The sequence below is a fragment of the Mucilaginibacter mallensis genome (assembly GCF_900105165.1).
Taxonomy (GTDB): Bacteria; Bacteroidota; Bacteroidia; order Sphingobacteriales; family Sphingobacteriaceae; genus Mucilaginibacter; species Mucilaginibacter mallensis.
In genome coordinates this window covers 2052389-2078089 of sequence record NZ_LT629740.1, presented here as the reverse complement: position 1 = coordinate 2078089, position 25701 = coordinate 2052389, and the positions used below count along the sequence as shown (strand labels likewise).

The 25701-nt window shown below is 41.7% G+C and carries 17 protein-coding genes, 1 tRNA gene and 1 pseudogene; 8 read left to right on the top strand and 11 right to left on the bottom strand.

Annotation, left to right across the window (positions count from 1 at the left end; all coding sequences use genetic code 11):
• Positions 1 to 130 precede the first annotated feature (130 nt).
• The gene (locus BLU33_RS08460) at positions 131 to 463 is read left to right on the top strand and encodes a DUF3276 family protein (protein WP_091371271.1); all 333 of its coding nucleotides are present in this window, start codon (positions 131 to 133) and stop codon (positions 461 to 463) included.
• A gap of 85 nt (positions 464 to 548) precedes the next feature.
• Here the strand turns inward: BLU33_RS08460 and mgtE are convergent, their stop codons facing one another.
• Positions 549 to 1922, bottom strand: coding sequence for a magnesium transporter (gene mgtE, locus BLU33_RS08455; RefSeq protein WP_091371269.1), 1374 nt, complete (start codon positions 1920 to 1922; stop codon positions 549 to 551).
• Positions 1923 to 2143: 221 nt separating this feature from the next.
• On the opposite strand from mgtE, the gene ychF reads away from it, so the two are divergent.
• Entirely contained in the window at positions 2144 to 3247 is a 1104-nt protein-coding gene (gene ychF / locus BLU33_RS08450) for a redox-regulated ATPase YchF (protein WP_091371267.1), read from the top strand.
• 70 nt (positions 3248 to 3317) lie between these two features.
• Here ychF and BLU33_RS08445 read toward each other — a convergent pair whose 3' ends face one another.
• Together BLU33_RS08445 and BLU33_RS08440 are read right to left on the bottom strand one after the other, a co-directional pair.
• Entirely contained in the window at positions 3318 to 4061 is a 744-nt protein-coding gene (locus tag BLU33_RS08445) for a LytR/AlgR family response regulator transcription factor (protein ID WP_091371264.1), read from the bottom strand.
• Positions 4058 to 5164, bottom strand: a complete 1107-nt coding sequence (locus BLU33_RS08440; RefSeq protein WP_091371262.1) for a sensor histidine kinase — start codon at positions 5162 to 5164, stop codon at positions 4058 to 4060. The genes BLU33_RS08445 and BLU33_RS08440 overlap by 4 nt, the downstream gene beginning before the upstream one ends.
• 222 nt (positions 5165 to 5386) lie before the next feature.
• On the opposite strand from BLU33_RS08440, the gene BLU33_RS08435 reads away from it, so the two are divergent.
• Complete coding sequence (locus BLU33_RS08435; RefSeq protein ID WP_091371259.1) at positions 5387 to 7828, top strand: outer membrane beta-barrel family protein; 2442 nt, start codon at positions 5387 to 5389, stop codon at positions 7826 to 7828.
• A 9-nt stretch (positions 7829 to 7837) separates the two neighbouring features.
• Here the strand turns inward: BLU33_RS08435 and BLU33_RS08430 are convergent, their stop codons facing one another.
• Entirely contained in the window at positions 7838 to 8839 is a 1002-nt protein-coding gene (locus tag BLU33_RS08430; protein WP_232009423.1) for a glycoside hydrolase family 43 protein, read from the bottom strand.
• Positions 8840 to 9163: 324 nt separating this feature from the next.
• On the opposite strand from BLU33_RS08430, the gene BLU33_RS08425 reads away from it, so the two are divergent.
• On the top strand, positions 9164 to 10888 hold the full coding sequence (locus BLU33_RS08425; RefSeq protein WP_091371257.1) for a sensor histidine kinase: 1725 nt from the start codon (positions 9164 to 9166) through the stop codon (positions 10886 to 10888).
• A 4-nt stretch (positions 10889 to 10892) separates the two neighbouring features.
• Here the strand turns inward: BLU33_RS08425 and topB are convergent, their stop codons facing one another.
• Positions 10893 to 12722: a DNA topoisomerase III gene (topB, locus tag BLU33_RS08420; RefSeq protein ID WP_091371255.1), complete on the bottom strand. Its 1830-nt coding sequence runs from the start codon at positions 12720 to 12722 to the stop codon at positions 10893 to 10895.
• Positions 12723 to 12828: 106 nt separating this feature from the next.
• Here topB and BLU33_RS08415 point away from each other — a divergent pair, with 106 nt between their 5' ends.
• Together BLU33_RS08415 and BLU33_RS08410 are read left to right on the top strand one after the other, a co-directional pair.
• A complete protein-coding gene (locus tag BLU33_RS08415; RefSeq protein ID WP_091371253.1) occupies positions 12829 to 14844 on the top strand; it encodes an HRDC domain-containing protein in 2016 nt (671 codons plus the stop codon).
• Between the two features lie 124 nt (positions 14845 to 14968).
• A tRNA-Arg gene (locus BLU33_RS08410) sits at positions 14969 to 15040 on the top strand.
• Between the two features lie 793 nt (positions 15041 to 15833).
• On the opposite strand, the pseudogene BLU33_RS25495 reads toward BLU33_RS08410, so the two are convergent.
• From BLU33_RS25495 to BLU33_RS08400, 3 genes and pseudogenes are all read right to left on the bottom strand, one after another.
• A pseudogene (locus tag BLU33_RS25495) lies at positions 15834 to 16568 on the bottom strand (recombinase family protein); the annotation flags it as partial.
• Positions 16565 to 16726, bottom strand: coding sequence for a hypothetical protein (locus BLU33_RS25295; RefSeq protein ID WP_172829230.1), 162 nt, complete (start codon positions 16724 to 16726; stop codon positions 16565 to 16567). The pseudogene BLU33_RS25495 and the gene BLU33_RS25295, both read right to left, overlap by 4 nt.
• Positions 16727 to 17015: 289 nt before the next feature.
• Positions 17016 to 17312 carry a hypothetical protein gene (locus BLU33_RS08400; protein ID WP_091371251.1) on the bottom strand — a complete coding sequence of 99 codons (297 nt, stop codon included), beginning with the start codon at positions 17310 to 17312 and terminating at the stop codon, positions 17016 to 17018.
• Positions 17313 to 19179: 1867 nt separating this feature from the next.
• On the opposite strand from BLU33_RS08400, the gene BLU33_RS25060 reads away from it, so the two are divergent.
• Complete coding sequence (locus tag BLU33_RS25060; protein WP_157682086.1) at positions 19180 to 19389, top strand: hypothetical protein; 210 nt, start codon at positions 19180 to 19182, stop codon at positions 19387 to 19389.
• A gap of 252 nt (positions 19390 to 19641) precedes the next feature.
• On the opposite strand, the gene BLU33_RS08390 is transcribed toward BLU33_RS25060, so the two are convergent.
• The 3 genes from BLU33_RS08390 to BLU33_RS08380 all read right to left on the bottom strand — a co-directional run bounded on the left by BLU33_RS08390 (position 19642) and on the right by BLU33_RS08380 (position 25477).
• Positions 19642 to 20535 carry a glycerophosphodiester phosphodiesterase family protein gene (locus tag BLU33_RS08390; protein ID WP_091371246.1) on the bottom strand — a complete coding sequence of 298 codons (894 nt, stop codon included), beginning with the start codon at positions 20533 to 20535 and terminating at the stop codon, positions 19642 to 19644.
• Between the two features lie 61 nt (positions 20536 to 20596).
• Positions 20597 to 22000, bottom strand: a complete 1404-nt coding sequence (locus BLU33_RS08385; RefSeq protein ID WP_091371243.1) for a RagB/SusD family nutrient uptake outer membrane protein — start codon at positions 21998 to 22000, stop codon at positions 20597 to 20599.
• An 18-nt stretch (positions 22001 to 22018) separates the two neighbouring features.
• Positions 22019 to 25477, bottom strand: coding sequence for a TonB-dependent receptor (locus BLU33_RS08380; RefSeq protein WP_091371240.1), 3459 nt, complete (start codon positions 25475 to 25477; stop codon positions 22019 to 22021).
• An 80-nt stretch (positions 25478 to 25557) separates the two neighbouring features.
• On the opposite strand from BLU33_RS08380, the gene BLU33_RS25055 reads away from it, so the two are divergent.
• Entirely contained in the window at positions 25558 to 25698 is a 141-nt protein-coding gene (locus tag BLU33_RS25055) for a hypothetical protein (RefSeq protein ID WP_157682085.1), read from the top strand.
• Positions 25699 to 25701: the final 3 nt, after the last annotated feature.

Genomic DNA, 25701 nt, shown 5'->3' with positions numbered 1-25701 from the left:
AAAAGCTGAGGACAAATGAAAATTTAATAGTAATTGTTTTAATTAATTTCAATTATATTTATTTAAATACTTGTAAATTGAAATTTTATTTATATTTATGCCAATCAAAACTAAACACAATTGATTTTATATGGGAGATTTTGACAACAGAGAGCGTGAAGAGGTATTCTCAAAGAAGGTAAGAGCAGGTAAAAGAACTTACTTTTTTGATGTAAAGGCAACACGATCAAATGATTATTATGTTACTATTACAGAGAGTAAAAAACGTTTAGAAGACGGAGTCTTTATCAAACATAAAATCTTTTTGTACAAAGAAGATTTTGAAAAATTTGCCGAAGGTTTGAAGGAAACTATCGACTATATAAAAGACAACCAGGAAGTAGTTGAAAAACGCTATGAGTTTAGCGAAACTCCTGAAGTAGCAAAAGCTTCAGCAGATGACGACTTCTCTTTTGACATATAACAGACCAAACAACTCAAAACTTTATTATAATTTATTGCAAAACCCTGCCATGGCAGGGTTTTTTAGTTTAGAAAAATTCGTTATGTTATTTGTGCAATATGCCATGCATAATAATGATAGCTACGTTAAAATAGATGATTAAACCCGTAACATCAACCAGTGTTGCCACAAAAGGCGCTGATGAGGTTGCAGGATCGAGCTTTAGCCTTTTCATTAGCAATGGCAGCATGGACCCGGTAAGCGAGCCCCATAATACTATACCTATTAACGAGAAACCAACAGTAAACGCTATTAAAAGCCAATGAACACCATAAATAGTGCTGAATGAGCTCCAAACAACAATACGCAAAAAGCCAATAACACCAAGCGTAATACCCAGCATTAAACCTGAAAGTATTTCACGGCGCATTACACGCCACCAATCGGCAATAGTAACCTCGCCTAATGCCATAGCCTGTATAATAAGCGTTGATGCCTGCGAACCACTATTCCCCCCGCTCGACATGATCAGTGGGATGAAAAAGGTAAGCTGTATCACTATGGCTATTTCATCGTTAAAATACTGCATGGCTGTTGAGGTAAGCATCTCGCTTAAAAAAAGTATTACCAGCCAGCCCACGCGTTTTTTTACCAGTTTAAACAGGTTTATATCCAAATAAGGTTCATCCAACGCTTCGGTACCTCCTATTTTCTGAATATCTTCGGTATACTCCTCATTGGCTATCCATAATATATCGTCAACAGTAACTATACCCAACAATACGTTAGCATCATCAGTAACAGGCAGCGCGGTACGGTTATTCATCCTGAAAATATTTATAGCTTCTTCCTGCGGATCATTGGCGCTTAATGCTATCAGGCGGCCATCCATCAGATCGCTTACTTTTGTTTCGGGCTTAACCAGTAAAATTTCGCGTATCCGTATATCATCGAGCAAAACACCATTCTCATCGGTTACATAAATAACATCAATGGTTTCAGAGTTTTTGCCATACCGACGAATGTGCGAAAGCACACGGGTAACATCCCACTCCTTTTTTATTTTTATATAATCAGGTGTCATTAACCTGCCCACGCTATCTTCCTTATAGCCAAGTAGTGACAATGCTTCTTTCCGGTCATCTGGCGATAAATGCAGAATGAGCGCCGCAACAGCATCGCCATGCAATTCGCTGAATAAGGCGGTACGGTCATCGGGCGGTAGCCCATTAATGATCTGCGAAACCTTTTCGCCCGAAATATTTTTTATGATGCGCTCCTGTGTAGGAAAATCCAGAATGCGGAATACGTTAACCGCGCGGTTAACCGAAAGTGTATCAATAAATTTAGGGCCATATTCAGGAAGTTCATCTATCAGCTCTTCAACATCTGATATATTTAGGTTGTTAAGATATTCCCGGAGTTTTTTATCATTATTTTGCTCCAGTAACAGGGTTATTTGTTCAACCATTTCTTCCATAAAGATTCTCCTTTTACATATTTTGAAGTACTAATTTACCTAACAATCAGCGTGGGCAAAAGTCGGTTTAATTTTCAAATTATTAGGCGATTTTTTCTGCTATCTTTGCGGCGCTTTCAGCGGTTCGTGGATAATGGTTCATAGCTGCTAGCTAATTATTACTTCATGCTGTTGTTGCTATGAACTATCAACCATGAACTATGAACACAAAATAAAAAACAATGGGACTACAATGTGGTATAGTAGGTTTGCCTAATGTGGGTAAATCAACACTTTTTAACAGCTTATCAAACGCCAAAGCGCAGGCGGCTAATTTTCCTTTTTGCACCATCGAGCCAAATGTGGGTGTAATTACCGTGCCTGATGAGCGCCTTACAAAATTAACTGAGATAGTAAATCCAAAGAGCATTGTGCCCAATGTTATTGAGATTGTTGATATAGCCGGCCTTGTTAAAGGTGCCAGCAAAGGCGAAGGTTTAGGCAATCAGTTTTTAGCCAACATCCGTTCAACCAATGCTATCATACACGTTTTGCGTTGTTTTGATAATGATAATGTGATACACGTTGATGGTTCTGTTGACCCTATTCGCGACAAAGAGATCATTGATACTGAATTACAGTTAAAGGATCTTGATTCGATAGAAAAGAAATTGCAAAAGGTTGAAAAAGCAGCTAAAGTTGGTAACGACAAAGAAGCTAAAAAAACTTATGATGTATTAACTATCTATAAGAATCACTTATTAGCAGGTAAATCAGCCCGTACCGCTCCGGTTGAAGAAGAAGACAAAGAACAAATTGCTGATATATGGCTGCTTACCGCCAAGCCTGTAATGTATGTTTGCAATGTTGAGGAAAGCGCTGTAAATACAGGTAATGCTTATGTCGACAAGGTAAAAGAAGCTGTTAAAGACGAAAATGCACAGGTGTTAATCATCTCTGCACAAATTGAAGCAGAAATAGCTGAGCTGGAATCATACGAGGAGCGCCAGATGTTTTTGGATGATATGGGCCTTACTGAATCAGGCGTAAACAAACTGATAAAATCAGCCTATAAACTACTAAACCTGGCCACCTACTTTACAGCCGGTGTACAGGAAGTACGCGCGTGGACAATCACCAAAGGCTTTACTGCACCACAGGCTGCCGGTGTTATACATACCGACTTTGAAAAAGGCTTTATCCGTGCCGAGGTGATAAAATATGAAGATTTTGTAAAGTTCAATGGTGTTGAAGCTGTGATCAAAGAAAACGGCAAGTTAAGCGTTGAAGGCAAAACTTACATAGTTGAAGATGGTGACATCATGCACTTCAGGTTCAACGTATAGCTTTAAAGAGTCAGGAACTAAGATAAGCGTTAATTTTTTTGATTCCTGACTCTTAATTCTTGACTCTTTATTATAGTTTATTTTTGTCCCATAGCCTTTTGGTGACTACCTGCGCTATTACCTGTTCGCGGTAATTTCTGCTAATAGGGATGCGGTTATTTTGAATATGGATCTCATTCCCCTCAATGCCTTCTATTTTATTTACGGCAACAATGTAGGATTTATGCACCCGTATAAATAACCTTGACGCGAAATTCTCCTCCAAACTTTTAAGGGATAGCATGGTGATGTATTTACCTTTAAGCGTATAAATATTTACGTAGTTCTGCATGCCCTCTATATAAAGAATATCCTCAATCGGTATCTTTTCATATTTGTTGCCGCATTTAATGAAAAAATAATCCTCATCCTGCGCAGGTTTATCCGTGGTGGTTAAAGTGCTTTTATTTAATAACCGGTGATAATCCCTGGCTTTACCGGCCGCTTTAAAAAAGCGCTCGAACGTAATAGGTTTAAGCAAGTAATCGAGCACATTCAATTGAAAGCCTTCAAGCGCGTAGGTTGGGTAAGCTGTAGTTATAACCACCATGGGCGGTTGCTGCATGATCTTTAAAAAATCAATCCCGTTCATTTTCGGCATCTGTATATCCAGGAAAATCAGATCAGCGGGCTGGCGGTCCAGCAGTTGTAAAAGCTCGAGCGGATTTTCGCAGGTACCGTTCAATTGCAGAAAATCCACTTCTCTTACATAGCTTGCAAGCCCTTCTCTTGCCAGTGGTTCATCGTCTATTATAACGCAGCTTATATTGTTCATGCCATTAGTTCAAATGAGGGGCTAAGTTCCAGTTCAGACAACATCAGCTTAAACCGCACAGCAAAGCTGCCGGTATTTTGTGTTATTGATAATTCATATTGACCGGGATAAAGCAGTTCCAGCCTTCGCCTTACATTCTTTAGCCCTATACCGCCATAATTGATCACCTCCTGCAATTCTTCATCCCAGGTACTGTTATCCACATCCATTTCTAGTTGTAAGCCATTCAGTCGTATGTTAATATTGATCCAATTTTTACGGCCGCTTTGCCTTGATACATGCTTAAAGGCATTTTCAACAAAAGTCATCAGTATAAATGGCGCTATGCCCAACCGGGCAACCGGCCCCGGGTCTATTTCCAATGCAACCTCAAGATCATCATGTTGACGAAGTTTCTCCAGCCCGATAAAGTTTTCAAGATAATCCAGTTCCTTGCTAAGCGGGATCTGCCGGTCATTACATTCATAAAGTTGATGCCTCAGCAGCTCAGAAAATCTGGCCAGTGAGTCGGAAGCCATATCAGGGTTTTTATGGATCAGGAAAAAAATGGAATTTATACTGTTGAACAAAAAATGCGGGTTAAACTGGTATTTCAGAAATTTAAGTTCGGTTTCCAGTTTTTCCTTTTCCAATAGCTGCTGCCGCCTGGTGGTTTGCAGCCAGTTTTTGGTAAGCTTAATGCTCATGGCCAATGTCATACTGGCTAAGGTGGATGGTATGGCCTCACCCAGACAATTATATAAACCGCCATACGCCTGGATAACGCTTTTATGAATAAGGAACGCGCTCAGGTAATAGCCTGGTGTTATCAGTAAAGAGGTAATAGCAACAGTAGACAGCAGTAGAATAATATATATAACGAACCTGCTTTTTTCGAGATAGCGCGGGATAAGAAAGTACAAGTTAAAGTAAACCGCGATAGCCTGGAAGATGACATAAAAGGAAAACTTCACCAGCATCGGCGTAAAAAGAAGATAGGAAGCCGCTTTCAGTGGGTTGCCTATTGCTATCGACCACCATATAAAATGATACACGCACCAAAAAGGGATATGGTACAGCTTATACCTGATGAGCCAGTTTGTATCGATTTTGGGGATGGGCATAGTTAAAGGTACGTGAATTGAATGAATTGAGCATACACGATCAATGAACTGCTTTAATTAATTGACCAAATGCATTTATGGGCTGATGACAGGTAAATTCTATCATTAAAGCAGTGTTTTTAGCGTCCAGATGCAACTCATCAGTTATATACGCCCATTGGTCAATCCATTTTTTATAGGATGAATGTTTGATTTTTCTTTGAGGGAACAACCATCAAAATCATGAAAAACTTTGTCATCTTATTATTTATCCTTTTCACTTTACAACATGCCAGCGCTCAGCTGAGTGGTAAAGTAACAAGTGCCGATGGTAACCCTATCCCTTTTGCTGTTGTTAATCTGATACATAGCACAGATAGTTCATTTGTTCGTTCCACCGTAGCAAATGAACATGGATTATTCCAATTGGAAGCAACGACTCCAGGTGTTTACCTGTTAAAGGTTAGCAGCATTGGCTTTAACAACCAAACCTATCCTGCCTTTACACTTACCACCAGCAACCAATCGAAAAATTTCGGGACGATAATACTGCAACCTGCTGCGCGGCAATTATCAGATGTGGTTATCCGCGCAAACAAACCACTGGTGAGCCAGCAAAGCGGTGGTCTGGTGGTTAATGTACAGAACAGTGTATTAACCAAAGGCAGTTCGGTGCTGGAAGTATTAGAACGCTCTCCCGGTGTAATTTTAGATCCCCGGAACAACAGCCTATCCCTAAATGGCAAAAGCGGTGTAATGGTGATGCTGGATGGCAAACTGATCCGGCTACCGATGCAAGAGGTGGTGAGCTTATTAAATGGCATGAGCGCCGATAATATCGCCAATATAGAGCTATTGAATACACCCCCGGCTAAATATGATGCTGATGGCAGCGCTGGCTTGATCAATATCGTCACAAAAAAGAATAAAAAGCCGGGCACAAATGGTTCATATACTTTAACCGGTGGTTATGGTAAAGGCGAAAAGGCTTCGGCTGCGTTCAGCCTGAACCATACATCCGACAAAACAAATTGGTATGGCAATTATGCCTACACCCATGATCGCACCTATGGTCAACTACTGGCTACAGGCACTGAAGACGTGGGTGCCATAGGCGGCCCGGTTACAGTCCACTATTTTGGGGTTAGCAAGCCTATAACCAATCAGCAGCAACTAAGTACAGGTTTTGATACACGGTTAACGCCAACACTGACCTTTGGCAGCAGCATTGACTATACTTACAACACCAATGAGCAAAATCACAATAATAGGGGCTTTTACCAGCTTCGGCCTGATTCGGTATTGCTGTTCAATTCTGGCATTAAAGGAACAGGAAAGGGTCACGATCTCGCAGCCAATATATTTGCTGAAAAAGAGATCAGTAAAGGAGAAAATATACGGGCAGACGCGGATTATATTGATTATGCTGATAATGACCTCACCAACGTACAAAGCACATTTGTAGATAACCACGGCAATCCCGCAGGTGGAAATGACAGCCTGTATGCGCCCATGCAAAGAGATCGATATGTATCTACTGTGCATTCTGGCATTTTTCAGACAGATTACAGTAAATCCTTTAGCCAAAACATCAAATTGGAGACAGGCATTAAAGGAACATATACACGCAGCTCGGGCACATCGGGTATTGAGAACCTGAAGCAAGGTCAATGGGTCAGTAGCCTGAATACATCAAGTAGTCTTATTACCAAGGAAACAATTGGCGCTGCTTATGCCTCTTTATCGGCACAGTTGGACACTGTTACCAGTTTAGTTGCCGGCGCACGATACGAATATTCCGTTAACCGGGCAACGGGGATCAACAGGCAGCTTGGTAAGCTTTTCCCTAATATTTCTATCGATAGAAAACTCAGCAGCACAGAAGACCTGCAACTATCCTATACCGAACGGATCAGTAGGCCTTCCTTTAGCGATCTGGCTTCTTATATTACTTATAACGATCCGGTATCTGTATTTACAGGTAACCCCTATCTGCTCCCAACTATTACCCGGAACTTAAAACTAAACTATAGTAATCATGACTACCTTTTCTCACTGCTATACAGCCGGGATGATAACCCTATAGTACAAGGGCAGGTAGTAACGGGCCCGTCGAAGCAATTGGTTTATATAGCGCCTGAAAATGTAAGCTACCAGAATAATCTTACGCTACAGGCCAATATCCCTATAAAGGTTAATGATTGGTGGCAAATGAACTATAACCTAACCGGCGGCTGGCGGCAGTTTAAAATTGATTATACGCTGGTACCTGTTGCAAAATCATACCTGGGTTATAGCCTCAATTTTAGCGAAACTTTTCAATTGCCACGGCGCTTTACACTGGAGTTATCGGGTTATTATAACTCATTCTCTTATTATGGCGTATCAAAGGTTGATGGGCAGGGAATGCTTAACGCTGGCCTCAAAAAAGATCTGGGCGACCATAAGGGCAGCTTACAGTTAAGCATTACCGATATGCTCCGCAGCGGCAGCTATCATAGTTATATAGGCGCGCTTACCCGTGATGCTTTTAACTCTAAAATATACATCAATTATCAACCCGAAACGGCCATGATCCCCGTCATCAAACTAAGCTATTTTCGCCCATTCGGCAGTACACCGTCCCAAACCCGTAAAAGAAATGAAAACAGTGCAAAAGATGCGCAGGACAGGATAGGCAACTAGAGTACGCGCTTATTTCAGCGGTACAGCCGCCACACCTTCATTAGTGATATGAACGGGTTTTATAAATCCATCCGCATCAAAATACATATGATCAATACAGGTTACCCTATGGTTGGCATCCGTTTCGGTTAATGGCCTGCGATGGTAAACAATATACCACTCATCCGTACCCGGAATTTGTATTACGGAGTGGTGCCCCGCACCGGTTGCAATTCTAGGGTCTTGCTGCAAAACAACACCGATGCGCTTAAAAGGACCCGTTGGTGCGTTGCTCATAGCATAAGCCACACGATAGTTAGGCCCTCCCCAGCCACCTTCCGACCACATTAAATAATATTTTCCCTTCCGTGTAAACATTACCGAGCCCTCCACGTAATCCTGTGGGGTTATGGATTTATAGGTAACACCATCATCAAAGGGAATAAACCCTGTAAAATCTTTGTTTAGCTTAGCGATATTGCAATGTTGCCAGCCGCCATAAATAATATAATACTGGCCATCCTTATCCTTAAAAATAAACTGATCGATGGGTTGTGCACCGTTGTATATCTTACCGATAAGCGGCTTGCCTAAATAATCCTTAAATGGCCCCTCCGGTTTATCGGAAACGCCTACGCCTATGCCGCCAATCTCCTTTTTATCATCATGAATATCATTCGCCCCGAAAAAGAAATAGTACTTACCCCCCATCTCGGTTACTGCAGGTGCCCACATGGCGCGTTTGGCCCACTTTATTGATGCGGTATCAATAATATCAGGGTGCTTAGTCCAGTGTACCAGGTCTTTTGACGACCATGCATCCATATGTACCTGCTCATCATATGGCGCGGAGTAAGTTGGATAGATCCAATACTGCCCTTCAAATATCTTTGCTTCCGGGTCCGCATTCCAGCCCTGAATAACCGGGTTACCCGAATATTCCGTTTTTTGCTGCGCGATGGAATGCCCGCATATCGCAACAAACATTAATCCTAATAAAATCTGCCTGTAAACCGATGGAAATAATTTCATAGTAATTTATAAAGCGTAACGCAGGCAAATCTAATATTCTTGTCAGTAATAAAGCTTGAAAGATACTTTTTTACCTAAATGCATTATTTGATATATTATCGATTTGTTTCGTTAAGATTGAATAGCTTACTTTTACTTTACTTTGCAGAAAAAAACTTAACACATAATAAGAATAATATATACAAGGATTGTAATTTTACAGGTTGATTTAAACAAACTAAGCCTTAATTAACAATCTTTGGACGCTGAATTAAAATCCAGGGATAATAAATTAATCTTACGCAGCATTTCTGACACGAAAAAATAAAGAACAGGCCTATATTGATGAACGAGAAATTAATTAAACCCCTAACAGCGTCAAAAAACCTTTATCGCCTGTTTATCATTTCCCTCCTTTTTATGTTCCTGCTTGCTGTAGGTTCGCTGCTCCTGAAGTACTCTATTGTACAAAAGCTTGACAAGCTGAGCCAGGAGTTTAAAGAGCCCTCTAAAGCAGAAGATATCAGCAATATTCTTTTGGAACTGAATAAAGCTGAAAACGATTTCCAGCAGGCTGGTTTATATGGGCATAATGCCGAACTGGAAAGTTATAAAGCCCGGCTTAAAAATATTTTTAGCCGGATAACAGGTATCATGAAAGATTACCAGGCTGACAGTGCCAGTTATATCTCGGGGAGTAAGCAGCATATTACAGCATCTCTCGAAAAAAAGTTGTTATTATCCCAAAAGGTATTCGACTTGAAACATGATTTTGATTCCATTTTAAGAGTAACCACCATAGCAAGCATTAATACAACGGTGCCTGCAAGCGCAATCAATGCACCTCATTTCCAGCAGCATATTAAAGAAAAGAGTTCTGCCGACACTACCGTGAGTGTTAATAAGAATAAAAACAGCTTATTAAAACGTTTAAAAGATGCTATTGCCAACAAAAACCAGGCTACCAAAACATTGACCATTCGCCGGGAGAAACAGGTCAAAGATTCGGTCACCCGGTCGCTCAACAACAAGCATGAAAAAGTTATAGGAAAACTGTTAAAGCAGTTAAATGACCAAAACAACCGTCTTGTGTTATCCGATAAACAATTAATAGCGGCCAATCTTGGTTTGGTCGGACAACTCCATGAACTTTTACAACGATTAAAAGACATTGATTCTGATGTATGGGAAAGGGGTCGAAGTGAAATATTAAGACAATATCAATCCGCTACTGATGAAATGAATACGTTTAGCGGCATCGCCATAGCGATGGTATTAGTCTTTATTCCATTACTCATTCTATTTATCCGCAAAGCGAGGGAGGCAGAACAAAACTATCTGACAGAGAATGAAAGGGCCGTGGTACTGGCCGGTCAGAAATCAGAGATCCTGGCCACCATGAGCCACGAGATCAGAAATCCATTGACCGTAATCACCGGGGCCGTGTATATGCTTAATAAAACGACGCTTACTGCCGATCAGCAGAAAAAATTAGCCTCTATTAATCGTTCCTCTACCATGCTAATGGAAACGGTGAATAATATCCTGGATGCAGGAAAAATGGATCAGCAACAAGTTGACGTACTCACACTGGTTTCTTTCGATCCTTTTCATGAAATAAGGGAAGCCGTAGAAACTGTTAAATTTATGGCTGAAAACAAAGGGCTAATAATAACATCTGAGTTTGGCGAAAAAACAGGGTTTCTTGTTAAAGGAGATGCATTCCGGCTGAAACAGGTTATGGTCAATCTGTTAAGCAATGCCATTAAATATACGGATAATGGCAGTGTAACTGTTAAAGCACTGATACTGCCGGTAAATGAACAAACCCTTGAACTGGATGTAACCGTTACTGATACAGGCGTAGGTATTCCAAAAGAGTATCAGGCCAAACTATTCACCCGTTATTACCAGGCTAACCATGCCAATAAAAAGCCCGGAACTGGTTTGGGCCTTTTCATTTGCCAACGGCTCATCCACCTACAGGGAGGGAGCATAAGTGTTGATAGTGATGCAGGTAAAGGCTGCCAGATGAGGTTTAAAATCCCTTATCAAAACGATGCTATATAAGGTTTTATGTCTTTACAATCATCATCCCTTTACCTGCTTTCAGCAGTTCCCGTGTAATGTCCCGGGTATAGGCTTTGATTTCCTCCTGGAAACTTTCAACCGAGGCACCTGAGCGGATCTCCTCCAGCCTTTTTTCCCAGTTACCTGTCAGCTCCGCCTGCGCTATACGATGATCTTTTACCACATCATAAACTGCCAATCCGGTAGCAGTTGGTAACAGGTTCTTTTTCTCCCGCAGTATATAATCCCTTTTTATCAGTGTTTCTATAATAGCTGCCCGGGTTGCAGGTGTACCTAACCCGCTATCTTTCATTGCATAACGCAATTCCTCATCATCAATCTCCTTGCCTGCCGTTTCCAAAGCTTTTAAAAGAGAAGCTTCGTTATACATAGGTTTGGGCTTGGTTTGCTTTTCCAATAGGGACTTATCTGTTACCGGCAGGTTCTCACCCTGTTTTACTTTTGGTAGCGATGCATTTTCTTCCTCCTTTTTATCCTCATCCGGTTCATTAAAAACCGCACGCCAGCCGGCATTGCTGATAACCGTTCCGCTTGCTATAAAATTGCTGCCCGATTGTACCGTGATCTTCGTGATCTCCTTAATGCAATCCTGGTGAAAAGCTTCCAGCATCCGGCCCGCTACCAGGTCATAAATAGCTTGCCTGTCTGGCGATAATTGATAAGGAATTTCGCCCGTAGGTAATATCGCATGGTGATCAGTAACTTTTTTAGCATTTACGCTTCGTTTACTCAGTTTTGCTCCGGAAAGAGCAGTCGCCTGCTTACCGAACTCCGGATGGTCTTTAAATTTATCGATCAGTACCGGCACCCCTGCAAATACATCATCGCCAATATAACGGCTGCCCGTACGCGGATAAGTAACCAGCTTACTTTCATACAGGTTTTGTAATAAGGTAAGTGTCTGATCAGCTGTAAATCCTTTTTTCTTGTTAGCTTCCTGTTGCAGGCTGCTTAAGTCGTGCAGTAAGGGAGGTGGTTCTTTTCTGGGTTTTGCTTCTACACTTAAAATATGGCCACCATCAGGAACGCCGGATGCTGTATCCCTTACCTCATCTATGATCAGCTGCGCCTCTTCCTTTGTTTTAAATTTCTCCTCATTCAACGCGCGGAAGACCTGCCCGTCCTTATCCACCATGATACTCACCTGGTAAAAAGGTTCTGGCACAAAATTCTTATTTTCAAGATATCGGGCACAAATCATGGCCAGCGTTGGCGTTTGCACCCTGCCCAGTGAAAGAACGGAACGTGTACCGGCCGATAAACTCAGTGCCTGGGTAGCATTCATCCCTACCAGCCAGTCTGATTGTGATCGGCAATGAGCAGAATTAAATAAAGTATCGTAATCAGATCCCGGTTTTAAGTTCCTAAAGCCATCCTTGATCGCCTCATCGGTCTGAGAAGAGATCCACAGGCGCTTAAAAGGCTTTTTACATTTCAGGTAATAATAAATATAACGGAAGATCAGTTCCCCTTCCCTCCCGGCATCTGTCGCTACAATGATCTCCGTAGCTTCGTCAAACAAACCTTTGATAATATCCAGCTGTTTTCTTACACCCGGGTCATCCACCATTCCATCCTTTGTTTTTACCTTTCGAATAGCCAGCTTAAATTTAAGTGGCAGCATGGGCAAATTTTGAACATTCCAGCCATAAAAGCCATATTCCTGGGGGGCTGCCAGTTGCAGCAAGTGACCGAATGCCCAGGTGAAAGTATAACCTTTACCCTCCATATAGCCGTCTTTTTTGGTGGTTGCACCAAAAACTTTTGCAATCTCACGCGCAACGGATGGCTTTTCGGCGATAATGACTTTCATAACCGCCGAAAGTAGCTAATTGACAATGCAGCCACAAGCACTGTGGAAAAACTAAGCGCCTGTGAATGGATACATTTGCGCGCATTATCGTAAAATTGTAACAGATATGAAGCAGACGGATAGGAACCCGGTAATACAATTAGCCTTTGATTATGTGGAATCCACCAATACCATCGTTTTTCTTACCGGGAAAGCGGGCACAGGCAAAACCACTTTTCTGCAGCAGGTAAAAAAGGATGCAAAAAAGAAGCTGGCGATAGTTGCTCCAACCGGCGTGGCAGCCATCAACGCAGGCGGCATGACCATCCACTCATTCTTTCAGATTCCTTTCGGGCCGGTTATTCCGGGCGGCGATGCCCGGCCAGATGCACACTATAGCCCCGAAAAAAAAGCGCTGCTCTCTGAACTTGAACTACTGATCATCGATGAGATAAGCATGGTGCGGCCCGATGTGCTGGATCAGATAGATCTCATTTTACGGAATATTAAAGAAAACCCATATCCTTTCGGCGGCGTACAGCTCCTGCTGATCGGCGACCTCTCTCAACTCAGCCCTATTATACGTGACGAGGAATGGGCCATGCTGGGCCGGTACTACACCACCCCCTACTTTTTCAGCAGCCTTGTGTTACAAAAGACACCTTTTGTACAAATAGAGCTCGATCATGTATACCGGCAAAAGGAACAGGCTTTCGTTGATATCCTCAACGAAGTACGCAACCAGGCCATCAGCCCGGAAAACCTGGCGCTGCTAAACGCCAGGCACCAGGTGGATTTCCGCCCGCCTGCCGAAGACCCGTACATTACGCTAACTACCCATAATCGTATTGCACAGCAGATCAATAATGAATTGGTAGAAGCGCTGCCCGGGCAGGAATTTGAATTTAAAGCGACGATAAAAGGAGAGTTCCCCAAAGATGCCTATCCTACAGACACCGAGCTCAAGCTCAAAACGGGCGCCCAGGTCATGTTTGTAAAAAACGACAGTTCGGCTGAAAAACTATTTTATAACGGAAAGATCGGCACCATTACCCGCATTGAAAAAGATACGGTATTTGTACAGTGCGGCAATGATCGGGAGATCGCGGTTCAGGCGCTGGAATGGTCTAATATCAAATACAAGCTGGATGAGCAACAGATCAGCGAAACCAATGCAGGCAGCTTTGCCCAGATCCCGCTCAAGCTCGCCTGGGCCATTACCATCCACAAAAGCCAGGGCCTCAGTTTTGATAAGGCCATCATCGATATTAGCGGAGCTTTTGCCCACGGACAGGCCTATGTGGCCCTTAGCCGTTGCCGCACACTTTCGGGTATGGTACTCCGAAATCCAATAAGCGCCCAAAACATTATCGGCGACCCGGCAGTTGCACATTTCAATACACAAGCCAGACTGTTCCAGCCCGATGCTGAAAAACTTGAACTTGACCGGCAGCTATACCAAAAATATCTCCTGGCCGAACTATTCAACTTCAACGGTTTAAGAAACAGGATCGCGGGCTTTGAACAACTGATACCTAATCTTCACACTGACGTTTTATCAGTTGCAGCTAAATTTAGCCGACAGCTAGATACGGAGGATATAGAGCGCATCCGTAAAGCGGCTCATTATTTCCATTCAGCTTTGTCGGCGATCACCGAAAGTCTTCACGCCCTGATTCCCGCCCTGATTGGGAAATCAAAAGAAGGCGCCGCAAAAGCTGACCAGCTCCTGCAATGGATCATGGCCCGGATCAGTCTTATGGGGCATTTTTCTGAAACAGCATTTTCAGTTACAGCTTACCTTACTGCCAGCAAAAATACACTTGCTGCTGCATCAGCAGACAAAAGCCGTTCATATGTAAAAGCACTGAACGCCAAACCCAACGAAAAACTTTATGAGCAAATAGTAGCCTGGCTCAAAAATACTGCCGAAAAAGATCAGGTGATGCCCAATAGGATTATCTCCGAAAAAACAGCGGCTATGATTGCTGAAAAACTTCCGCCCACGCTTAAAGCGTTAAGCGCAATAAAAGGTGTCGGCCCGCAAAAAGCTGAGCAATATGGCCCTGAGCTCATTACCCTGATCCGATCTTATTTGCAGAAATCACAAAACCCGGAAATAGAACAGCGAAGTTTATTCTAAACATCAATAAATCAAATTGAATTTCCAATTTATTTACAATGGTTTCAGGATGTTTTTAAAATAATCTTTCATTTTCATTTTGAACTTATGTAAACGCGGAAATAAGTTATATTTGCGCCGCATTGCTCCCGTAGTTCAACGGATAGAATTATGGTTTCCGGTACCATCGATATGAGTTCGAATCTCGTCGGGAGCACCCAGCGGGACAACGTCAGATTTGAGTCAGTTGTCCCGCTTTTTTCACTATCTAAGTTGCTGTTAATCAGATAAATAAGGTTAAAAGCTTCAGTTAATTTAGTAGTTCGAAGCTTCAAATCCTCCAAAGTGAAGTTTTCGGCTAACATCGAACTTATCAGTTTTCTTTTGGCTTCGTTATCTGATTTACAGTAGATTACATCAATGTTAGTTAGCGTGTAAACGGCTTTCTCGACAACGGCATTAAATTCGTTTGCGGGCATTAAATCGCTTTTTAACTCAGAAATTCTCGTTTCCAATGTTCTAATAGCTGAATCTGATTCTTTTTTAATCTCTCTGTAATCAGCAGAATCTATATCACCATTTAGTAAAAGCTCCCTTGCGCGTGTCGTCTTATTTGTCAGCCCGGTGATCTGGTCAATATATTGCTTCCTGAATAAACGCTCGCTCTTGGTAACATTCTGGTAAGCATCCACAATTACAGTCTTGAAGAGTTCTGCTGTTGCGGGCTTCAATACATAATCTTTCAATCCGTCAACAAAAGCTTCATTTACATCTTCTGCTCTTTTTCTAAATCCGCAGCTGGAAGAACAGTGATAATAATGATAGTATTGTTTACAGCCTTTGGATGCACTGCCTGAAACGATTCTATTACATTTGGAGCAGATCAAAAAGCCTCTTAACGGCAGCATATCTAAAGAGACGATCTTTGTAGCGCCTTGCTTCCGTTTTTTTCGGCCATTGAGCGTATCCTGAACATCATAGAATAAACCTTCTGTGATCAATGGCTCATGCAAGCCTTGTACCCAATAGGTTTCTTCCTCCTTATATTTAGGAATAACTATTTTGCCGCAATAAACGGGATTACGAAGTGCAAGCCAAAAAGTGCTTTTGTTACAGGCCAAACCAAGTTCACGGGCTCTTTTCCATATTTGCTCAATAGAGAACCGATTCTCACTCACTTCTTTAAATGCCCATTGTATTATTGATGCCTGGGGTTCTTTTGAAACGATCCGTTTAATTCCACCCTCTAATATCTGATTGACATAACCGACCGGTGCCGTAGCCATAAAGCGTCCCTCTTTTCTCGCTCTGCGCATACCGTGGAATACATTAAGTGACCTGCGGTCATTCTCAATCTCCGGCGCGGTAAGATAAATAGCCAGCATCATCTTATTTTCAGGTACGGACATATCCAATGGCTGCTCGACAGCCTGCGGCTCTACACCAAGCACCTTTAGGGTATTGATCATCTGGTAGGCATCAGGCGCATTACGACTGAACCTGTCCCATTTGGTAAATAAAACCAAGTCGGTTTTACCTCGCTGCTTACGAAGCAGCGCAAGTAATTTGGCCCACTCAGGGCGAATAAAGGATTTTGCAGAGTGATCCTCGAAGATCACCCTGCGGACGGCGATTTTATTGATCTCGCAAAACTTAAGGAGCACCTCTTCCTGATTACGCTGAGAGTAACCTTTGTCTGCTTGTTCGTCTGTGCTAACACGGATATATAAGTCTGCTGTTTTCATGTCTTAAAGTTCTGATTTACAATCAATTTAGCTAAAAAATACATCAAATCCAAGACTTCAGCCGCCTTTTTTTCATCTATTTCGATACCATTTTTACGCATAATTTCAACCGCTTTCGCAGGCGTTATATTTCTCTTTTCCGCCAGTTTATCCTTCATTATTATTCCAAAAGGAACAATAATGAAATATTCCGTTAAGGCTTTTAGGTGCCTTTAAGGGTCGGAACCTCAAATAAGGTGACCAATAACAAAAAGGTAAATTTTTTTTTCAGCCAGGAAATGAAGATGTTGTCCGCACGGAATGCTGCAAAGCTGCTTTCCGTGCTTTTGGCAGTGAGGTTGTCGGTGAACGGATATAGTGCGCAGCACGTGATGGAGTGAACCGTCTGCCGCAACTGCAAGGTCTTCTTTTATTTTGACAATCGTTTAAATGCACTCTCTCGCATCGTCAAGCTGAAGACTGCAAAAGCGCTTTCAGATCTGCATTCAATTTCCGTAGTGCCTGATTATCTTTTTCCAGTTCATACTTCCTGTAAACAGCCTCGTTGAGCTGGGCTGCCAGCGTTAAGGTGGTATTGCCTATGCCGGTTATGCTGAACAAGGATTGTGGGGACATCCCGTCCAGCAAGCCATCTTTTAGGTAATTTGATATTTCATTCGCCGCGTATTTGACCAGACGAACATCTTTACCTGCAGCATAAATAAATATCTCGGGGTCGATATCAAATAGTTTAGCCAACTTCATGCCTTTAACGATAATAGTTTTAATAATGGTGCTTATAATGCGTTTGGTTGCAATTTCAACCCAATCGAAAAATTGATGGAAGTGATTGAGGAAAATAAGAGTTTATGCAACGAAAAAGTTGCCCTCCTTGAACGCCTTTTACTGGCTGAAAAAGAAAAGAACGATCTTTTAAAAGGCAAATAAATCTTACGTGAAAGGATGCGCCCTCATCAGCGTCATCTAAAACGATCAGGCCCTTTATGCTAAAAAGCTGGCGAGCCGCTTTCTAGCGTATATCAGATATTACCCATATAGCATGCAGGCCTCTATTTTATCTCTTGCTTCCCTTTAGCTCGTCTTGCCATAGTTAATACGGAGACGGGTTAGCAACTTGTATGTTATGAATTCGTTCACTGCGAACTTGTTCGTTGTGAACTTGCCCTTTAAGAACCTGAGCGCAGCGAATCTGTTCACTGGAAACTTGATAATTCGTTCACCGGGAACTTGTTTATGGCGAACTTGATAATTTGTTCACCGGAACTTGTTCGTTGCGAACTTGATAATTTGTTCGAAACGAGTTTGTTCATTGCAAACTTGATGCATTGTTCACCGGGAACTTGTTCTTTCGGGATTTGTATGCAGATTTTTCCCGTGAGAACTGTTGATGAACGGGCGGCGAGTAAGATAGCTGTTCTTTGAATCATTTTATGATCAGAACTCCCATGCCTCAGATCGGCGTTATAAATCTCAATGCCTTAAATCCATGTTTGTAATCTTCTTTATCCGTTAAAAGAGGAAACGAGTTGCGAGTTTCCGATACTCCCTGGTCTTCGCGGAGGTACGGAGCGAAGTTCAGGGCAAGATTGCGACTGGCTGAAAAAAAATTAAGCGCAGCGATTTTTTGTCGGACAGGAGCACATCTTGCAAAGGGAAAAACCAAAAGTGAACTTTGGAACCAGTTCTCCTTGTTCCTTTAACGGGAAACGAACTTGTTCTTTCCAAACAAGATGTAGTCATCAGTTTTTCTTGGCCTACCCATTAGAATTGCTTTACGCCCTAGCAAATCTCAAGGATGATGATCTATATAGTTGACAAAGTTATCGGTAGTGGTTATAATTAATATAAGACTTATAACGAAGTTATTCCGGGAGATTTAACGCACTTAGGCACCAAAAGCGGAAGGCGGATGAAATGTCAAGGCCCACCACTAAAAAATCAATCAAAATGCTTCGATTGTATGCTTTACGTTTCATTCGCCGGTCGCTAACTTTGCCTAATGCGGTGAAATGGGAAGTAAAAAGTAAGGGATGGTTAAAGGCAAATCTGTTAGGAGCATAGCGAGTTTCAGTTTTGCTGTGCAGTGTGAAGACTGACAGTGAATGAACGTTTGTGACAACACGTGGTGTAATGAACTGTCTGCCGAAACACGGGGTTAGTTCATGCGATTCTTCAATTGGACGTTAGAAATATAAATACACAAATGGGCATGTTTTTCGCTGTTTTTACAGCTATAAATTGGCTTCGAAATGCTCACTATTTTGCTCATTTTTCCGCCATAAAACAATGTGTTTTGATAGTTAAGGGTATCTGTCCCACGAACAAGGTATCCCTGGGATATGATATTGTGTTATATAGGCGACGTTGGAGGAGATCCAGGTTTTGCTCGGTTTCAAAATTGGTAATCCTTGTTGTCGATAACCTCTATGTTTCATTTGAAAATTTGATGAGTAGCGAAATGAAGCGGGGACGCTGCTGGAGAATAATTCATAATTATTTCACAATCAATGATTTACATTTTGGCACAAGCTTGGTATACTACAGGCGGAATGAGTCAATAAAGTATTATGATTCTGACCAAGTATATCAACTGTCAGCTAAATCAAAAACAATGGAAATCGTCTACGTAACTACTCATTTGGTGATGGCAATTTGCATTATAAGCATTTTGCATTTGTGTTTGGGCCGTGAAACTTCTGGTGATGAGGAGAAATTACCGGTAACAGACCGATTTTACACGAGAGGGTTAAAATTGGTTAAGGTAATAGCAACGACGGCTTACAGGATAGCGATTGGCGTATTGATATCCTATTTAAAATGACATTTGAACTGCTTTTTAACATAAATAACTACATTATGAAAAATTCAATTAAAATCTGTGTTATTACACTCGCTTTATTTTCATTCGTAAGTCTGCATAGAGATTCTGATGAATGTGACCACTCCATTCCGGCGCAAGCTGTAATTATCACTACCTTTTCCACATGCTTGTATTTACGATTTTCTGTTTTACAACTTTAATGCTTCCTTTTCTAAATCAACGAGTTCTTTCATCTAATGTATGCTAATAATGTCATTTCATCTTTTTTAGATAATCAAGTAGGGAACCAGGCCTGTCGGTTTGTATCATCGTGGCACCGTGTGCAATCAGCCAGCCCCAACTGTCCTTTGTATTGCCATCTTCCCAGGCTATAGTATCATCATGCCCGCCATTGAGGCTCGGCCATAGAGCGTTGATCCATACTTTTGCTCCGTGATCCCTGATAAAATCGTTGTTTTTTAAAATAGAAGAGGTATCTGTTGGAAAGATCAATTCAAAAGCCACTGGTTTGATCTCTTTTTGATACTCATTAATGATTTGTCTGGCCCTTGGTTGGTTAATGTAGACCACCGGCATAAAAGTAATACTATCCAAAATAGCTGGGTATTTTTTCCGGACTACAGCGTATGGCTCGCTGGTTTTAAATATTGCTTGGTTCAAGGTACCGGTTTTTTTGAGTACTTTATAAGCTTCTTCATAATAAGGGAAACTTTTGTCCAGGTTAACCAGTATTTTTCCTTTGGCCAATAACATGACTTCCTCCAGTGTCGGTATAGTGTGTTTACCTGTCACGCCTTGCCCTTCCCGGAGGTGAAATTTCTTGAGCTGTGCAAGCGTATAGTCAGACGGCTTACCTTTGCCGTCAGTCGTCCGGTCAATCAAGTCATCATGCATAATGACTACTACACTGTCTTTAGTCATGTTGAGATCTACTTCTATAACGTCAACGCCCATTTCTATCGCCTGTTTATAGGCCTGTATTGAATTTTCAGGTGCGTTACGCCAATCCCCGCGATGCGCGGCAACCATAATATTTTTATCTTTTGGATTGTGTAACTGGCTGATCAATTTGCTGACCTGGCCTTCAGACCTACTGCAGCAAAGCAATAGCAAGCCTGCTAATATAATTTTCAGATATTGTTTCATAATGGAATAAATTAAAAGGGGAAGAGCTAAATAAGCTCTTCCCCGTAAGAAAGAATGGGAATTAATACCCCGGATTTTGCGTAAATCCTGATTTGTTGGTTGACAAATTCAATTCAGTTTGTGGTATTGGATAAAGGTACTGGTAAGCCTGAATGGTGATTTTGTTTAACCCGGAATTTTGCAAGGCACTTATTGCGGTATTTGTCCGTATCAAGTCAAACCAACGGTGGAGCTCCAAAGGTAATTCCAGCCTGCGTTCTTGCAAAACCGTTGTTCTGAATGTTGCTTGGTCTGGCAAATCAGCCTGCGTAAAAGTAGTGGCATCGGCCCTTGACCGTATTGCATTCAAATAAGTAAATGCATCGGGTGAATAGGCGACCTCATTTTCAGCCTCGGCATACATCAATAATACATCCGCATAACGCAACACAATAAAATCATTTCCTAATGTTTTATTATTAGGATCAAAAGTATCGTAGTACTTTTTAACTGGCTTATCGTTTGCATCCAACGTTACCGTGTTCAGCAAGTCGCGCCTCGTATCTGTTGAACCGTATGCACTTAGCAGTAGCGGATCTAAACCAGGTTGGTTGAAGTATGGATTCAGCGGATGCCCTTCATTTGCAATCGCTTTATTATATCTAACTGCGAAAATAATTTCCGAATTCATTTTATTATTCACATCAAAAACTGAAGCGATATTCGGCAATAGAGTATAGCCATAAGGATTGCCGGAAACGATCAGATCTTTTAATATAGATACAGCTTGCGAATATTTCCCTTCAGTTAAATATACCTTACCCAATAAAGCTTTGGCAGCTCCCTGCGTTGCGCGGCCTAAATCAGCAGCGTTAGGATAGCTTACCGGAAGTGATGATATTGCTTGCGTTAGATCAGCTTCGATTGCGCCATACACAGCTGGTACCGGACTCCTGCTCAGCGCTGCGGCATCAGTAGCCGTAATAGGTGCTAAAACCAAAGGAGCGCTCCCCCATAATCTTACAATATTAAAATAATTCAACGCTCTTAAAAATTTAAGTTCGCCGGTGTATTGAGCTTTTAAATTTGCATCGGTAACGACATCAATATGCACCAGGGTATTATTACACCGTGAAATTCCATTATAAATGTTTCCCCAAGTGGTCTGAATGTCCGTGTTGTCTGCTTCAGCTAAAAACTGGTCGATATTGTATTCCGTTCCGGCGTTAGCACCAGGATTTAAATCTTGCACGTTATCGCCCCGGGCTTCCATCAGGGTTGGGAAAGTGCCATTTGTTGTACCTAAGCCTAAATACTGAACTTGTAAGGCTGCATATGATGCGTTTACCGCGTTCCCGATATCTGCGGTGGTTTTATAAAAGGCAACATCAGTGGCCTGTGATTGCGGAACCAGCGTTAAAAAAGACTTTTTACAAGAAAAAAGTGCTATGCAACTAATGCTGGTTATAAATATGATTTTTTTCATTTTTTTTTAATCTAAATATTAAAACTTAACATTTACGCCAATAATAAAGGTTTTAGCCACCGGATAACTGCCATAATCTACCCCCGGAGTTAGCGGATTAGCATCTACGCTAACCTCTGGATTGTAGCCATTATACTTTGTGAAAGTGAAAGGGTTTTCAGCTGTTACATAGATACGCGCACTCTCTAAACCAATTGATCTTGTCATTTTTCCCGGGAGAGTCGCACCCAGTGTCAAATCCCTTATTCTAAAATAAGAACCGGGCGATAAATGGTATGTGGATATCTGTGCATTAAGGCCGGTTTCACTACGATCAGCTATTGCTACCCTTCCGTTGCCAGGATCAGAAGGTGAATAATAACGCTGTAAGGCGTCAGTAGTATTATTCGCATAGCTTTCAGTAGAATTATAATGCCTTTGAGCAATGTTGGCAATAGTATTACCGTAAACACCCTGAGCAGACGCACTTAAATCAAATATCCCATACTGCACTTGGGTCGAATAACCATAGGTAAATTTAGGCTGATAATTTCCGGTTATTGTTTTATCGTTACCATCAATAATCCCGTCTCCATTCACATCCTCGAACTTAAAATCGCCGGGATGTGCGCCAGGTACTTTTGCTGGTGTATTGTTGATGTCTGCTTGATCCTTGTATATTCCTGTTTGTACCAGTGTATAATAATTCCCAATTGGCTTACCCACCTCCGTGATGAAGTACAGAACGTTATTGGCTTTTGTGATTATAGATTGCTGACCACCCAAGCTCAATACCTTGTTTCGGTTGGCGGAATAATTTACACTGTTACTCCACCTAAATTTACCTATCTGGCTGGAGTTGGATAAAGTTACCTCAATCCCCTTGTTGTTTACCTTGCCGATATTTACTAATTGTGTTGAATAACCGGTTGACAAAGGTACGGGCACATTCAGCAGTAAATTACTGGTATTGTTGGAATAGACATCAATAGTCGCGTTGAGCTGATTTTTAAATAAACCAATATCGGTGCCCAAATTAAAAGCCGCGGTTTTTTCCCAACCTAAATTGGGATTGCCTTGGGTATTCTGAAACAAACCCGGTTGCAACGCCCCACTTCCCGAACCCAAAATGTAATTAGAAGGGCTCAAGGTTGATAAATAAGCGTAATTGCCGATCTGGAAATTTCCGGTTTGGCCATAACTTAACCTCAATTTAAATTGACTTATAAAATCCACCTTTTTCATAAAATCCTCATCACTCACGATCCAGCCTGCAGATGCGGATGGGAAATACCCATATTTCGTATTCGGCCCGAAACGTGAAGAACCATCAGCGCGAATCGCAGCCGATAACAGGTATTTGTCTTTATAGCCGTATTGTAACCTTGCAAGCCCTGACAAAAGCGACCATTCATTGATACCTGTAGTATTAGCAAAATTGGTAACCGTAGTTGCACCGTTTATAGTTTTCACCAAGTCATTCGGGAAACCTGTAGCGGCTATGTCGCTTTCATTGCTTATTTCTTTTTGCAGCGTATAACCAGCAAGTGCCTGTAAGGAATTATTGCCCCAGCGTTTTTTATATGTCAATGTACTTTCCGTAACCCAGTTGGTGATTTGGTTAGCAATGTATTCAGCAGTCGGAGTTGAAGGTGTTGTAAGTGTTAGTGGACTTGGGAATGTAGAGGGATTAAATTCACTTCGATTAAAGTCGCTAATATCTGTACCAAATGACACTTTAAATTTAAGATCAGGAATAATCTCATATTCCGCAAAAACATTGGTTAACAACTTTTTTTCGTAGGTAACATCTGTCCTAAGCATTGCCAGGGCGACTGGATTGATTCCGTTGGACTCGGAATACTGCCATTTATACTGACTAAAATTGTAACTGCCATCAGGATTTTTCACCGAAAAAAATGGTGAAGCCACTAATGCCCCTTCTATGATATTGTTGCTACCGTTATTAAAAGCACCTTCCGTATTATCATACTGAATAATCCCATAATTATAATTAACGCTCGCCCCAAGCCTTAAATGATTGTAATGCGCATCTACATTGATACGCCCGGCGTATCTTTTATAACCTGAATTGATGACTATTCCGTCTTGATCAAGGTAGTTGCCCGAAATATAATACTGTACGTTATCAGACCCGCCCGTCGCAGAAATTGTATGGCTTTGCATTGGTGCCAGCTGAAATATTGCGTCCTGCCAATTGGTGTTAGTAAGACCTTGCTGTCCGTTCAAATAAGGAAATATTTCAGGCGGTAATAGATAAGCAAGGCTGGTATTGGTTGGTGACTGGCCGAGTTTTGCAAGACGCGTTGCGTTATCATCAGAAGCGCTGCCTGTCAAACCAGCTGCCGCAAGCATATTAAAGTAGGTATTATTATGTGCATCATAAATTAACTGAGCATACTGTGTGGCATTTAGCATAGGTATCTCTTTCGTTACCGATTGGATACCATAATAGCTGTTCAGACTGATGGCTGGCTTGTCTTTTTTACCACGTTTGGTAGTAATTATCACTACCCCGTTTGATCCTCGCGAGCCATAAATAGCAGCCGCGGAGGCGTCTTTTAACACATCTATGGATTCAATGTCGTTAACATTGATCGCATCTAATGGATTTACTTTAAATCCTGGTCCGTTAACATCGTTATCCGATAGCGGTACACCGTCAACCACATATAAAGGATCACTGCCGGCGGTTATTGTGCCCGTGCCGCGAACTTTTATGGAAATACCTGCGCCGGGAGCACCATCAGGCTGCAAAACCTGTACGCCTGCCATTTTACCGGTCATGGCTTTATCTACCCCCGTGGCAGGAAAATTATTAACGTCGCTGGCACCCAGCGATGACACAGCCGTAGTTACATCTTTCCGGCTTTGCGTTCCGTAACCAATAACAACAACTTCCTTTAGATTACTGTGTTGCTCTTTTAGAATGATGTTAATTTCAGTCCGGTTCCCAACAGCCACTGTTTGGGTTTCATAACCAACAAATGAGAAGACCAATACAGCTTTTTCATCGGGCACGATTATCCGGAATGTTCCATCATCTTTTGTAGATACAGCTATTTGAGAGTTTTGAATTTTCACAGTTACGCCGGGGATGAATTTATTTTGTTCATCAGAAACACGACCCGTTATTGCGATGTCCTTAACGGCAACCTGTGTTGAAGTGATCGTAGGCGTTACATTTTTAACTTTGAGGACAACGAACTTTTCATCTATGGTATAAGTTAACGGTTCGTTTTTTAAACAAACGTCAAGTGCATTTTCAATAGTGGCATCTTTAACGTTGATTGTTACCGGTTTTAAACGGTTAACTACATTAGCATCGAAAACTATGTCATAGCCGCTTTGCTTACGGATTTCATCTATAACAGCCTTCAAAGGCGTATTAGTTTTGTTTATCGTAATCCTTTGTGCATAAGTGGTGGCGCTTACTTGCATGATACTTATTAATATCATAAATGCGGTAATTTTCATGACCAGGAGAAATTTAGGAGTGTAGGATTTCCTACAAAAATTTGTTGTACAAATTTTCATACATTTGAATGTTTGGGTTAATGATTTCAATAATTGGTTCGCACTTTTTACTGGGGAGTAACCTGAACATTGAACCAGGGGTGTTTGCTGCACTCCTGGTTTCTTTCTTTCAGTCTCCCGGCACCGTTAAGGTGATCGTTGACGTTGATTTCTTTTCATAATTT

Bases quoted from the DNA above. Each gene is read 5' to 3' on its own strand.
- BLU33_RS08460 (WP_091371271.1), top strand. From the start codon at position 131: ATGGGAGATTTTGACAACAGAGAGCGTGAAGAGGTATTCTCAAAGAAG.
- mgtE (WP_091371269.1), bottom strand. From the start codon at position 1,922: ATGGAAGAAATGGTTGAACAAATAACCCTGTTACTGGAGCAAAATAAT.
- ychF (WP_091371267.1), top strand. From the start codon at position 2,144: ATGGGACTACAATGTGGTATAGTAGGTTTGCCTAATGTGGGTAAATCA.
- BLU33_RS08445 (WP_091371264.1), bottom strand. From the start codon at position 4,061: ATGAACAATATAAGCTGCGTTATAATAGACGATGAACCACTGGCAAGA.
- BLU33_RS08440 (WP_091371262.1), bottom strand. From the start codon at position 5,164: ATGCCCATCCCCAAAATCGATACAAACTGGCTCATCAGGTATAAGCTG.
- BLU33_RS08435 (WP_091371259.1), top strand. From the start codon at position 5,387: ATGAAAAACTTTGTCATCTTATTATTTATCCTTTTCACTTTACAACAT.
- BLU33_RS08430 (WP_232009423.1), bottom strand. From the start codon at position 8,839: ATGAAATTATTTCCATCGGTTTACAGGCAGATTTTATTAGGATTAATG.
- BLU33_RS08425 (WP_091371257.1), top strand. From the start codon at position 9,164: ATGAACGAGAAATTAATTAAACCCCTAACAGCGTCAAAAAACCTTTAT.
- topB (WP_091371255.1), bottom strand. From the start codon at position 12,722: ATGAAAGTCATTATCGCCGAAAAGCCATCCGTTGCGCGTGAGATTGCA.
- BLU33_RS08415 (WP_091371253.1), top strand. From the start codon at position 12,829: ATGAAGCAGACGGATAGGAACCCGGTAATACAATTAGCCTTTGATTAT.
- BLU33_RS25295 (WP_172829230.1), bottom strand. From the start codon at position 16,726: ATGAAGGATAAACTGGCGGAAAAGAGAAATATAACGCCTGCGAAAGCG.
- BLU33_RS08400 (WP_091371251.1), bottom strand. From the start codon at position 17,312: ATGAAGTTGGCTAAACTATTTGATATCGACCCCGAGATATTTATTTAT.
- BLU33_RS25060 (WP_157682086.1), top strand. From the start codon at position 19,180: ATGGAAATCGTCTACGTAACTACTCATTTGGTGATGGCAATTTGCATT.
- BLU33_RS08390 (WP_091371246.1), bottom strand. From the start codon at position 20,535: ATGAAACAATATCTGAAAATTATATTAGCAGGCTTGCTATTGCTTTGC.
- BLU33_RS08385 (WP_091371243.1), bottom strand. From the start codon at position 22,000: ATGAAAAAAATCATATTTATAACCAGCATTAGTTGCATAGCACTTTTT.
- BLU33_RS08380 (WP_091371240.1), bottom strand. From the start codon at position 25,477: ATGAAAATTACCGCATTTATGATATTAATAAGTATCATGCAAGTAAGC.
- BLU33_RS25055 (WP_157682085.1), top strand. From the start codon at position 25,558: ATGATTTCAATAATTGGTTCGCACTTTTTACTGGGGAGTAACCTGAAC.